Annotated in this window: 12 protein-coding genes; 6 read left to right on the plus strand and 6 right to left on the minus strand. The window is 38.3% G+C overall.

Annotated features, from left to right (window positions below; genetic code table 11):
* Positions 1–7 precede the first annotated feature (7 nt).
* Both NST76_RS10330 and thrS read left to right on the plus strand, forming a co-directional pair.
* A complete protein-coding gene (locus NST76_RS10330) occupies positions 8–367 on the plus strand; it encodes a hypothetical protein (RefSeq protein ID WP_058843181.1) in 360 nt (119 codons plus the stop codon).
* A 769-nt stretch (positions 368–1136) separates the two neighbouring features.
* Positions 1137–3053, plus strand: coding sequence for a threonine--tRNA ligase (thrS, locus tag NST76_RS10335; protein ID WP_342545166.1), 1917 nt, complete (start codon positions 1137–1139; stop codon positions 3051–3053).
* 129 nt (positions 3054–3182) lie between these two features.
* Here the strand turns inward: thrS and NST76_RS10340 are convergent, their stop codons facing one another.
* Both NST76_RS10340 and NST76_RS10345 read right to left on the minus strand, forming a co-directional pair.
* Positions 3183–3653 carry a hypothetical protein gene (locus NST76_RS10340; RefSeq protein ID WP_330493405.1) on the minus strand — a complete coding sequence of 157 codons (471 nt, stop codon included), beginning with the start codon at positions 3651–3653 and terminating at the stop codon, positions 3183–3185.
* A gap of 174 nt (positions 3654–3827) precedes the next feature.
* Positions 3828–3998, minus strand: coding sequence for an aspartyl-phosphate phosphatase Spo0E family protein (locus tag NST76_RS10345; RefSeq protein ID WP_036122469.1), 171 nt, complete (start codon positions 3996–3998; stop codon positions 3828–3830).
* A 902-nt stretch (positions 3999–4900) separates the two neighbouring features.
* Between NST76_RS10345 and NST76_RS10350 the strand changes: the two genes are divergently transcribed.
* The 3 genes from NST76_RS10350 to NST76_RS10360 are packed head-to-tail and all read left to right on the plus strand — an operon-like array spanning position 4901 to position 6401.
* Entirely contained in the window at positions 4901–5488 is a 588-nt protein-coding gene (locus tag NST76_RS10350; RefSeq protein WP_342545167.1) for an SMI1/KNR4 family protein, read from the plus strand.
* Entirely contained in the window at positions 5485–5973 is a 489-nt protein-coding gene (locus NST76_RS10355) for a GNAT family protein (protein ID WP_342545168.1), read from the plus strand. The genes NST76_RS10350 and NST76_RS10355 overlap by 4 nt, the downstream gene beginning before the upstream one ends.
* A complete protein-coding gene (locus tag NST76_RS10360) occupies positions 5970–6401 on the plus strand; it encodes a GNAT family N-acetyltransferase (RefSeq protein WP_271913291.1) in 432 nt (143 codons plus the stop codon). The genes NST76_RS10355 and NST76_RS10360 overlap by 4 nt, the downstream gene beginning before the upstream one ends.
* Before the next feature lie 14 nt (positions 6402–6415).
* Here the strand turns inward: NST76_RS10360 and NST76_RS10365 are convergent, their stop codons facing one another.
* The gene (locus NST76_RS10365) at positions 6416–7153 is read right to left on the minus strand and encodes a class I SAM-dependent methyltransferase (RefSeq protein ID WP_342545169.1); all 738 of its coding nucleotides are present in this window, start codon (positions 7151–7153) and stop codon (positions 6416–6418) included.
* Between the two features lie 532 nt (positions 7154–7685).
* Here NST76_RS10365 and ccsB point away from each other — a divergent pair.
* The gene (ccsB, locus tag NST76_RS10370) at positions 7686–8855 is read left to right on the plus strand and encodes a c-type cytochrome biogenesis protein CcsB (RefSeq protein ID WP_058843189.1); all 1170 of its coding nucleotides are present in this window, start codon (positions 7686–7688) and stop codon (positions 8853–8855) included.
* 382 nt (positions 8856–9237) lie between these two features.
* Here ccsB and NST76_RS10375 read toward each other — a convergent pair whose 3' ends face one another.
* From NST76_RS10375 to NST76_RS10385, 3 genes are all read right to left on the minus strand, one after another.
* Complete coding sequence (locus tag NST76_RS10375) at positions 9238–9438, minus strand: cold-shock protein (protein ID WP_036122451.1); 201 nt, start codon at positions 9436–9438, stop codon at positions 9238–9240.
* Positions 9439–9666: 228 nt separating this feature from the next.
* A complete protein-coding gene (locus NST76_RS10380; protein ID WP_036122449.1) occupies positions 9667–10293 on the minus strand; it encodes a response regulator transcription factor in 627 nt (208 codons plus the stop codon).
* The gene (locus tag NST76_RS10385; protein ID WP_342545171.1) at positions 10268–12466 is read right to left on the minus strand and encodes an ATP-binding protein; all 2199 of its coding nucleotides are present in this window, start codon (positions 12464–12466) and stop codon (positions 10268–10270) included. The genes NST76_RS10380 and NST76_RS10385 overlap by 26 nt, the downstream gene beginning before the upstream one ends.
* Positions 12467–12489 lie beyond the last annotated feature (23 nt).

The raw sequence follows: 12489 nt of genomic DNA on the forward strand, positions 1-12489 counted from the left end.
ATGTTCAATGAAAAAATGGCTTTTTCCATTGGTCATCGTAGTCATTCTAGTAGCGGCCTGTCAAAGCCCTGAGCAAGAGGTGCACTATATTGCCAAAAGTGAGCATTGGAAAGCGATCTATCACAGTAATGGTGATGAGGGTTTACGCTTATTTTATCTAGGGAATCATGATGATCTAGGACCCTTAGAAATCACGATTGAGGGGACAAAAGAATCCCAAAGTTTAAGCGATGTTCAGTTAAATAAAGATGGCTATTATTCCTTCACAAAGAAAGAAAGTGAGAAAATTTTTAAACGAGAGACAAAGCCAATGGTTCATGTGCAATGGCAATCTGATAGCGAGACTTTAGAAGTGAAAAATCATTAGGAGATAATAAAAATATGCGAATTGAACAACGCGAGGATGTAGTCATCATAAATGGATTGGAGATTAGTGGATCTATTCAAAAAAACAAAAAATGCACCACATGCCAAAGTCAGATTATTTATGATGACACGTTCGATAGTTATTTTTGTGCAAGCTGTAATGAGTGGCTTGAGGAGGCATGTGAAGATCCGCATTGCACCTACTGCGTCCAACGACCAGACTCCCCATTGTCAGACAATCGCTAAATTTTTTTATTTTCATGTTTGACAAAAAATCCATGATTCGTTATAGTAATTAACAATTTCATACAAAAATGAAATAAGCAATGATAAGGATAAGAGATTCGATTAACCATTTTCAGAGAGGGAAGTACTGGCTGCAAGCTTCCTAATGTTGTGATCCCATCTTACTACCTTTGAGCTGTGCTTGGAAACTTGCACCGTCTTTTGCTACGTTACAGCAAAGTCAATGAGCCACTAGCACATAAACTAGTGGGAATTTGGGTGGAACCACGGGTAATAAACACATACTCGTCCCTTCTTAGGGGCGGTTATGTGTTTTTTTTATTTTGATTCAGCAAATATTTTTTGTATCGAAAGCATAGCGGCAGATATAGAAGGCCCTTTCCGAAGGGGAACGGAATCAAGATAAAAAGCCTCTGGCGGATGTCCTAGATTTTGAAGAGTAGCTTTTCGAGCTTGCTTGAAAAAAATCAGGACACAATACCCTGAGGCGTAAATGATTTTATAACAAAAAAGGAGTAGAGAACATGTCAAATCAAGATATTCACATTCAATTTCCAGATGGTCAACAGCAAACTTTTACAAAAGGCGTGACACTAACCGATATTGCGCAAGCTATTCGTCCTGAGCTTCGCAAAAAGGCAGTAGCAGGAAGTGTTAATGGAACCATCGTTGATTTGACGCACCCGATTACAGCAGATGCTCAAATTTCATTGTACGATGCAAGCTCGAAGGAAGGGATCGAGGTTATTCGCCATTCAACAGCTCATCTATTAGCTCAGGCGATTAAACGACTTTACCCCCATGCCCAATTTGGGGTAGGACCAGTGATTGAAAATGGTTTTTATTATGATATAGAGATTGCAGATACGCTAACACCGAGTGATTTGCAGCGAATTGAGAAAAAGATGAAACAAATTGTGCAGGAAAATGTCCCGATTCACAGGCGCGAAGTGTCACGACAAGAAGCCAAACAATTATTTGTGCATGATGCGTTAAAGCTAGAACTGTTGGAGGCAATACCTGCGAATGAGAACGTAACGATTTATGAGCAAGGAGAGTTTTACGATTTATGTCGCGGCCCTCATGTTCCATCCACAGGTAAGTTGCAGCACTTTAAATTAATGCAAGTGTCAGGTGCGTATTGGCGTGGTGATAGCAACAATCAAATGCTCCAGCGTATTTATGGAGTAGCTTTTGCCACAAAAGAAGAATTGCACAATCATTTTGTATTTTTGGAGGAAGCGGAAAAACGGAATCATCGCAAGCTAGGCAAAGAACTATCGTTATTTATGTTTTCAGAGGAAGCACCTGGCATGCCTTTTTATTTAGCAAACGGTCAAATTTTACGCAATGAGCTGGAATCGTATTTGCGCAATTTACAAGCGAAGTATGACTATAGAGAAATACGGACTCCACTGATGATGAACCAACGTCTTTGGGAGCAGTCGGGACATTGGGACCACTATAAGGATAATATGTATTTTACACAGGTCGATGATCAGAGCTTTGCCTTAAAGCCTATGAACTGCCCTGGTCATATGCTGATCTTTAAAAATTCCTTACACTCTTATAGAGATTTACCCATTCGTATGGCGGAATTTGGGCAAGTGCACCGACATGAATTTAGTGGAGCCTTGAATGGTCTATTACGTGTACGTTCATTTTGTCAGGATGATGCCCATATTTTCGTAACACCACAGCAAATTGAAGATGAAATTGCCTTGGCATTAAACATTATTGATGAAGTGTACAACGTCTTTGGTTTCGAGTATACGATTGAATTATCGACACGACCAGATGATTATATGGGTGATTTGGTTTTGTGGGATCAAGCGGAGGGGGCACTGGAAAATGTCCTCAAGAATTTAGGTATTGCCTATACGATTAATGAGGGCGATGGGGCATTCTATGGACCGAAGATTGACATCCATATTAAGGATGCCATCCAGCGCAGTCATCAGTGTGCAACGGTTCAGCTCGATTTCCAGCTACCGGAGAAATTTGATTTAACGTATATTAATGAAAATAATGAAAAAGTAAGACCTGTTGTTATTCATCGGGCAGTGTTTGGCTCGATTGACCGCTTCTTAGGTATTTTAATTGAACATTTCAGCGGGGCATTTCCGACTTGGCTTGCACCACAGCAAGTACTAGTGATGGGTGTAGCAGACGTGCATCAAGCTTATGCTAAGCAAGTAGTAGAAGCTTTACAACAGGAACAAATTCGTGTGCAATTAGATGATCGTCAAGAAAAGCTCGGTAAAAAGATACGCGAAGCCCAATTGCAAAAAATACCGTATATTATTGTTATTGGTGATCGAGAGGTTGCCAATCAAAGTGTAGCTGTACGTAGACATGGTCAGCAAGATTCCACTGACAAAACACTACAGCAGTTACGAGATGAAATAAAGACAGCCATCCAACAAAAAAGTTTATCTTAATAGTCAGCTATAGAAAAGAAAGCTTGCTTTGAATGAAGAACATTCGAAGCAAGCTTTTCAATTATTAAAATTATTTATTTCTATTTTTTGAAATGACTACTAGAATCTACATGATGTGCATACAATGAATTAAAGGTGCTTGGTACTTTCTTGAAAATGCGAATGTCCCAGTAAAATTTCCTGGGTTTCAGCGTCGATGACAAGAAATTTGCGATAGGTCTCATCGGTATTGTGCTGAAAGGATGCTAAAAAATAAACTTGTCGATTGGGATGAATAAAAGTATGTTGAGAGAGGTCTATTGTTTCCTGTTTACCATCTGTTTGTAAATAAAAGCTCTGTGTCGCATTTGCTACATCTTTAAAAGTCATCTTTTGACGAATATTCAATGAAGCATTGGTATATTCCTCATAAATTGCACGATTAAGCTGCTGATAAAATTCGTCCTCATCACGAAACGATTGAAATTGGTTGTTTGGATATTGATATAGTGTGTTTATTTCAGTTGGTGTGCAAAGTGTGGGTGTTGTATGGTCTACTGAATGTTGAGGTGGCAATATTATTTTGGAAACAACCATAAAAGTTAAGAAAAATACGTGCATCGTTCAACCTCCAAATGTTTTCTTATCAAAAACATCGCCTAGTTTTTCTTACTCTATACATAAAAACGCTGGCTAGAGGGAATGCATGTATCATCCTGGATAAAACCAGCCAAAGAAAGTTGGTCTGGCTTTATCACTATCTATTCTTTCTTCTATATATATGCCTCGTTATGATTAGGAAGCTTGTGCTTGTTTTAAATATCTATTAAGTAGGACATCCAATTCTTGACTGTAATCTACTACGGTAGGGTGGGTGAAACCAAGATCCTTTGCTTTTTTATACATAATTCTACGTTTGATCTCAATTTCCGCCTTCAAGAATTGTTTAAGTAATAAGTTTACCAAGATATTTTCCTCCTAATTTTTTTATCCATATTCTTGAAATACATTTTTTATGACCTCGATTCAACTTTCTCATTGTATATCACTTATATTAAAAAAAATGTCATATTGTGTATCATTTCTCAAATTCGTAATTTAGTCATAGATAAGAACCTTCATCCTATTTGATTTTAAAGAAAAAATTTATCTATAATAGATAAAATATACTAATAATTCCTCCCTTTATTGAATTGAATATGAGACTTAAAACCCTATCGGCGGAAAATGGTGGGGTTTTTAGCTTGCTGTAATTTAGAAAGTATTAAGAGAAAAAATGAGAAACTTTAAACCTTTTATACTATGCAAAAAGTTGCTGTTAGAGATCGAATTTTCCGATAATTCAGCGTGTTATTCATATCTTGTCACATTTTAGCAAATTCCCTTTGATGTTGTTTAGAAATGTGGACATTTCATTTTGTATGGTGAAATGTTGAGAATTTTTGAAATTAATGGAATAATAAATGAGAGGCTTGAGGTGATGAGGAGTATGGTGAAAAACACGTTTATATCGTATTTTTTCAAGTTTACTAGCCGTATGTAAAAGAGAGGAGCCTTCACAGGAACCGATCATTGTGTATGACATGCAGACGATATAGCTGTGTAGCGGATGTATCCTTGGACAATAGGGAGCGCTATGATGGGTTTCTAAATGATGGGAGAGTAAACCTTTTCACCAGAGGAAATATTGCTAATAATGTTCGAGTTTGTGGAAGAACCTCGTGTTGGTAACTTCCCGTCTACTGCGTTTTTGCACTCATCGGCACAATGCCTTCTTCATGAATACTTACATAATAGCAGGTAGCGTTTAGAGAATGGTAAATGTTTATGCTAAAATATGTCATAGATTACGAGAGAGAGGGATTACCATGCGTACCACTTATTTTAAAAATTTATTACAGCACTTACCTGAAGAAGAACAACAACAATTGCAACAGGCAAATGGTGCAACTAATGCACATATTGAATCATTGCTAGAGATATTTCCGCTTTGCCCGCAATCATTGCTGGAGCTATTACGGGATGTCAATGGTACTTATTATTGTCGGCATGGTCAAGAAACAATCTGTGCCCTTGTGCTAGGCTCTGATTTAGGGGATTATCCGTATTATTTAAAGTCAGTGGAGCAAATCGTGGCAGACTATCATGACAAGCGTGAAACGATTTATGAACGTTATCAAGATTTTTTAGATTATGTCGAAGTGAATGACAAGATTAATATGCATGTGCCGATAAATGAACGTTTATGCTTTGCTGATTGCATGAATAATGGTGGAACCTCTAGCCTGTATATTGATTTTTCACCAAAGGAAGGCGGACAAGTTGGGCAAGTGGTCCGTTATGTGCATGATCCTGATAGTTTTGAGGTAATTGCCGCTTCCTTTGAAGATTATTTACAGCAACTTGTAGAGGGAGGTTATGAATTCACTGCTATTTACGAGGAGGAATTCGAATGACCATGCTGCTCATGTTCCATGAGGACAAAGCACAAACTTTAGTAGAACAATACACCCTAACAGAAGAACAGCTACGTTATACAAATTCCCCAAAAGATAGCATTGAACTTGCGAAGCAGGATAATAGTCGACATGCCATTTTAGCTCTGGTCAGTAACAAGCTAGTCACTTCTTTTGTCTTACATGAAAAAGAAGGAGTGAAGCCTTATTCCTCCAATGAACAGGCGTTGTTAATTCGCTCCTTTTCTACGGATTATTATGAGCAGGGCAAAGGCTATGCTAAGAGGGCACTCCAATTATTACCTGATTTTGTTCGCAAGCATTTTCCACATATCAATGAGCTAGTACTAGGTGTAAATGTGCCAAATATAGCAGCTCAGAAACTTTATAAGAGGTGCGGTTTTGTGGATGAAGGCAGACAGGCAAAGGGGATTCGAGAGGAGCTAAAAGTAATGAGCTATTATATGAAGGAGACTCAAAATTGAGCCATATAAAAGAGGCAAGAATGGAGCATTTACAAGCACTTTGCACAATCGATCAAAAAGTGATTGGAGATGCATCCAGAACGGAAGAAATTCAGCAAGCAATCGAAGAGAAACGCTGTCTGCTATACCAATCCACCGATAATATTGCGGGGTTTCTGCTATTTACCAATGACTTTTTTGGCTATAGCTTTATTTCCTTAGTCATTGTTAAGCCGTCAGAGCGCAGAAAAGGCGTCGCGTCTGCCTTAATGAAGGCTTATATGCAAATGGCTAAAACGTCAAAAGTTTTCTCCTCTACAAATCAGTCCAATAAGCGGATGCAACAACTTTTTCACAATTTAGGCTTTGTCAAAAGTGGTGTTATCGACAACTTGGATGAGGGAGACCCAGAAATTATTTATATGAAACAAGCCTCACCACAAGCATAGGGTGAGGCTTTTGTTTATTTTTTGACTTTAATAAATAAAAAGGATGGTCTGCGTAGCTCCTTTTCAATAGAAGGAAGCTGTTGAATGGCCTCTTTGCTTGGGATAGGTTCAACGATTTTGTCAATGGATAACCCGTGCGTAATTAAGGTATTCATCATCGTTGCTATCGTGCGATGATATTTGACAACGCCATCCACCAACCATGTTTGCTGACGTAAGCCCTCTTCATGGTAATGATCCACTGCGTAATGCAAACGGTTATGGCTTTCGTCATAAATCCAATTATCTTCCATAGTGTGACGAGCCGTAGCAATAGGATGCTCCACAGAGAAAATAAATACCCCATTTGGCCGAAGCATTTGCGCAATTTGACTAATTACCTTATCGAAATCTTGGACATAATGAAGAGAAAGAGAGCTGGTTATACAATCAAAGCTATTTGAAGGCGCTTCATAATCCTCTATGGCTTGCAGCTGATAGTCAATGTGTGGATGAGCATGCTTCTGTTTGGCAATAGCTAACATATTGCTCGAAACGTCTAAGGCGGTCACATGCTTAGCGTGATGGTCCAGACAATATTGTGCGAATTCACCCATACCACAGCCAATATCAAGTATTTGTAAATTCGTTAATGGTGGTAGTAAGGACTTCATAGTGGGTTGTTCCAAAAGACCATTATAGTTATACGTTTTTTCTCGTAAAGCCTTGTATTGGTTGAAAAAAATAGGATTATCATAGATATTTTGTTTCATTAATAACCTCCATTTTGTGAAACATAACGTTATGTCAAGTGTGCGCATTATAATTGTCTCATGTGGCAATAAAAAGATATAGACTTTTATTACAATTTTTTGTAAGATGTAGATAGAGGCATATCATTTTTTGATAACAGTTAATTCCCATCTATTTACAAATTAGATGGTTTATTTTTTTTAGAGAGCACTAATGAAAATTAATTGATGTCCAGTCTAACTAAGTCGAGCAGTTTCTCCAAGCTTCCTACATCATTTTTTTCTTCACTATCACTATTCTTTGCAGCAACTGAGTCACTACTTCTGTTTATAGTATCCACCAATGTCCATTTGCGAATGGGAGTGAAGTCCAGCATATGACAGGCTGATTTCATACCTTCTATGGATAGATTTGTTTTCCCTTAATGTCATAAAAATGTAACAATTCAAAAAAATAAATTGATTTAAAGGGAAAAGATGACACTTCTTGCAATCTATAACGTTCTTAATAGTTGGAAGCAAATTCCGAAATAGAGACGTTGGAGGGATTCGATTGAATCAAGAAAGCTTATTATCCATTAGTAGCAATGCTTTATTTATTGCCTTTATTCTCTTGCTTATAGCAATTGTGCCATTAGGGCTTGCTGTCAAATCAAAGAGGAAAATGTTCGGCAGGCTAGGTCTGCTTCTCACTTCTGTAGCCTTTGCCTTACAGCTTGTGTACTTTGTTGTGAGGTGGGTGGCGGTGGACCACGCACCCGTGAGTAATATGTATGAATTTATGACATTCTTTGGCATTATGCTCACAGGAAGTTATTTGATTATCCATTTTTTATATAAGCAGCTCGTCGTCGGCTTATTTACCATTCCTGTGTCATTAATCATCCTTGGTTATGGAAGCGTTTTCGCAAAGGAGGTATCACCGCTTGTGCCATCCCTACAAAGTCACTGGTTAACGATTCATGTGATGACGGTAGCTTTTTCCAGTGCCATTTTATCGGTCTCCTTTGCCACAGGTTTGATTTATTTACTAAGAACGTTGGATGTTTCTAAAAAATCCATCAGTACATATAGTTTAGAATTTGTCTTGTATTGTTTAGTTGTCGTAATTGGCTTTATTGGTGTATCAACGGTTTTCAGCGTTGCCGCAGAAGAGGTGCAAGTTCAATTTGACAATTCACAAGGACAGCAAGAAAAAGCCACCTACTCCATGATGCCCTTGATTGTTAACAAGGGTGCGGTCACAAAAAATGGTGAAGGAATAGGCATAGTAGAAATAACGAATAAAATAGATGCCAAGAAATTAAATTCAATTGTCTGGGCATTTATCGTCGGCACGATTTTATATGGTGTGATTCGATTGATTACAAGAAAATCGATCAGTGCCGTATTAAAACCATGGACAAGCCGTGTACAGCCACAATTAATGGACGAAATATCCTATCGCGCTGTCGTCATCGGCTTCCCATTATTTGCATTAGGTGGTCTTTTATTCGCCATGATCTGGGCCCAAATTGCCTGGAGTCGCTATTGGGGCTGGGACCCTAAAGAGGTTTGGGCATTGATTACATTTTTATTCTACGCAGCCTTTCTTCATTTCCGCCTATCCAAAGGCTGGGAAGGGGAGAAAACGGCTTGGTTAGCCATTATCGGCTTCGGCATTATTGTGTTCAACCAAGTGTTTGTCAATTTAGTGATTGCCGGCTTACATTCTTATGCGTAGGCAGGGGTGAGCTGAGCCTTTCATGTGATTTTATGGAGGGGTTTTGGGTGACATGATTCTCGTTGTGGGAATGAAATGATCCTAGTTATGAGGGAATTGCTCTAAAGAGTGTGTCAAGTACTCAAAGCCACTCCAAAGTGTATGAAAAGCGCTTAGAAAACCCGCTCCATGGAACAGTGCTTATTTTATAAACTGGTGGTTTCATCGTTGGGCATTGTCGTTTTGTTTAGGGCACTGCCGGAGATACGGTGCTGTTTGCTAGGCAGTTTCCAATTGCCCATCAGGGAGAAATGTCTGTACCTTTGCAATCATAAGACAAACAAAAAAGAGACATCCGAAAATGGATGTCTCTTTTTATACGCACGTCTATGTTAAGTGAAGATTATAGTTTCACTACATTCGTTGCTTGAGGTCCGCGGCTGCCTTCTTCTACTCCGAATTCAACTTTTTGGCCCTCTTCTAAAGTTTTGAAGCCATCTGTTTGAATCGCTGAGAAATGTACGAATACATCATTGCCACCTTCAACTGCGATGAAGCCAAAACCTTTTTCTGCGTTAAACCATTTTACTGTACCTTGTGTCATGTAAACACCCTCCCAAAAAAATTCAACAATCAATTGCTTCCATCACATATAAAAACGTTTTCAAAAGCTCTTATACCAGTTGAATCTGCGTTTTTAATCATCGCAATGAAGTAATGTAATTATTAACTATATTATAGTACAGAATTGTTTGTATATCCAGTAAATTCCGTTTTTAGTAAGAAAAAATTTACATTTGTCATCTATTAGTAATATAACGATAGCGTCTCACTAATCTATCCATGCTTTTTCTTTGGCAACAATCACAGCCTCTGCGCGTGATTCTACACTTAGTTTCACAAATAGCTTTGATAAATAATTTTCTACAGTGCGCTGGGTGACGCCGATAGCAGAGGCGATGGCTTTATTCGTACAGCCTTGGGCTACGAGCTGTAAAATTTCCTGTTCTTTGTCGCTCAGTAATACCTCCTGTTGAACATTAGGTAGGTTGGCTCGTTGCTGGACAAAGTCTAAGAAATCAGCTGCCAGTAATATTTCGCCTCTTAGCGCTGCCTGAATCGTTTGGATGACCTGCTCTTTTGTCGCCAATTTTGATAATAGACCATCAATCTTTTTTTCAATTAACAGCTCATAGTAATCAGAAAGCTCGTAGCCTGTATAAAGAATAATAAGTGCCTCAGGTTGCTTTTTCCTAATCATTTCTGATAGTTGAATGCCATTAATAGGCTTCATATTAATATCGATAAGAAATAATTGAAAACTTTCCGTCTCCATTCTTGGTAAAACGGCGGCACTATCCTGCTCCGTTTTGATTTGAACATTGGCTAAATCCTGTAGCAATGTTTTCGTACCATCTAAAACGACAGGATGGTCATCTATAATAAGTATGTTCATCATATGAATCACCGTCCTCTTGTATTTGTATAAAAATATGCATGCCTTCCTTGTGGCTCGATTGGATGGTGATGTCACCATTAAAAGCACGGACACGTTCACGAATGCCATTAATGCCCATTGAAGCAGAGGACTGAATTAAATCGTCAATGTCACAGCCAATTCCATTATCATCATATTGAAGGATAAAGCCCCGAGGCATCGCCTGTAATTTTAGTGAAACCTCGGTTGCTTCGGCATGCTTGATTGCATTATTGAAAAGCTCCTGAACGAGGCGATAAACCACAAGGTGGAGCGTGACATCCTGGAAGTGCACCCGGTCAATTTGAGCGTCTAATAAAAAGTCAGCACGTATTTTTACCTTTTGAATCAGTTTTTTTAAGGCCATTTGTAAGCCAAAGGTATCCAGGAGTGGGGGACTTAAGTTCTCGCAATATTCCCGTAAGTCCTTTGTTGCATTTAATAGCTGTTCCCGAATAGCTAGTACGGTCTCCTTTTGAATAGTAGGAGAGCTAGCAAGAACATCGAGTTCTCTAGCTAAATGCAGTTGCTCCTGCAAAATGGTATCGTGTAATTCTTGTGCTAAAATACTCTTTTCCTTCTCAATAATATTCCATAGCAATTTATCGAGCCAAGGAAGCGGCGTATCACTGGTGTTTTTCATATGCTGAATTTCGCGTACTAAATCTTCAATTTGCTGTAAATTATTAATAAACATCGATACATACAGTGCCAGCAATTCTAACCAAAGAAGCTCTTCCTTTTGAAGGGCATGCCGTATTTCTAGTAAAATTTTTTCATCCCCAGCATCGTGCAACAACAATTGGGTATAGTTGCTACCAAACTTTGGAGAAGGGGTTTCTTCTGTTATCGTACAGATATGGAAGGCAGTTGTGCCTAGCTTCTCGGTAATTTCATATTTAAAACGATCCAATAACTCTTGTTGGTTTTTGGCTTTGCCCATACGTTGCACTGCTGCATATAGATTATGTACATAATTTCCAGTAGAAGAAAAGATAATTTTTCTATACTTAAAATCGATGCGTTCTTTGATATAGAAGCTAGCAATGATCACCATGAAAATTAGTAAAAATATACTTGTGACATGGACGATGGATAATTGACCTAAGAATAAGAGGGCAATCCCCGCAGTCGATAACAAAGCGCTGAAAAAGGCCAGTGTGGAATAATAGCGCAAACGTGATAATTGGTATTCAATATCAAATAATCGTTCGTTTACCTGAATGAACAGAAACGAGAACGGTATAAATAATAGAAATAACGCAGCAATTTCGGCATGTAGTAATGGCCTATGCCCTAAAATTTCAGGTGTGACGAAAAATAATAAAAAGGGTAAAAATGGTACAATAAAAGCAATGGCAATCAAGCGAATTTTCGCCAATTTCGTGCGTAAATAACTCGTTAATAAAATATAAATAGCATAAAGCACAAGAACCGCAAATAAGCTTAAGTTCAAGATAGGCATTATTTCACGTAAAGCTGGCACGTAGCTTTCAATAAGAGAACAGCCAGGAATGATAAACGGTAGAACATAAAGCCATTTGCTGTGAGGATAGGTCCATCTGATTTGTAAGTAACGGAAAAAATGCTGTAAAAAATGGATGAAGAGCACTAAACATAGCACAATACTAATGCCAATGGTAATCATTCCAATCAGATTGCCTCTTGCCGAAGCGCCAGTGCTTATATAGCCCATGGAGCAGGTTAATAAAAATAAGACCAATAAAAATGTCGGGATGTTATCTTGATTGCGTCGCCAGACATAAAGTGCAACGCTGAAAGCTAAAAGAAAATAAAAGATCGGAAAGAGAATTTGCAAATATAATTCTTCTGGCATATCACTGTGCTTCACAGCAATGCTTTCAATGGTCCCATCAGACTTTTGAATCGTTAAGGTATTGGCACTTCGAATGATGGCATATAACTGAACAAAGCGATTCTCCATGGCTGGTTGTCCATCAATGGCCACAACGATATCGCCTTTTTCAATATTTTTTTGCGCAGCCCAGTGAGGATAGTAGCTATCTATAATGACTGGTTGACCGTTTGTCGTATCGAGAGTGAGGCTAATAAAGGGTGTTTTGATAGTAACGCCTAATACATAAATGCCAAGTATTAAATATGTAAGAAAAATAAAATATGTCCATTTTTTCATTGGGAAACCTCAAATTTGTGTAT

The sequence above is a fragment of the Lysinibacillus sp. FSL W7-1291 genome (assembly GCF_038593415.1).
In the GTDB taxonomy this organism is placed as follows: Bacteria; Bacillota; Bacilli; order Bacillales_A; family Planococcaceae; genus Lysinibacillus; species Lysinibacillus fusiformis_D.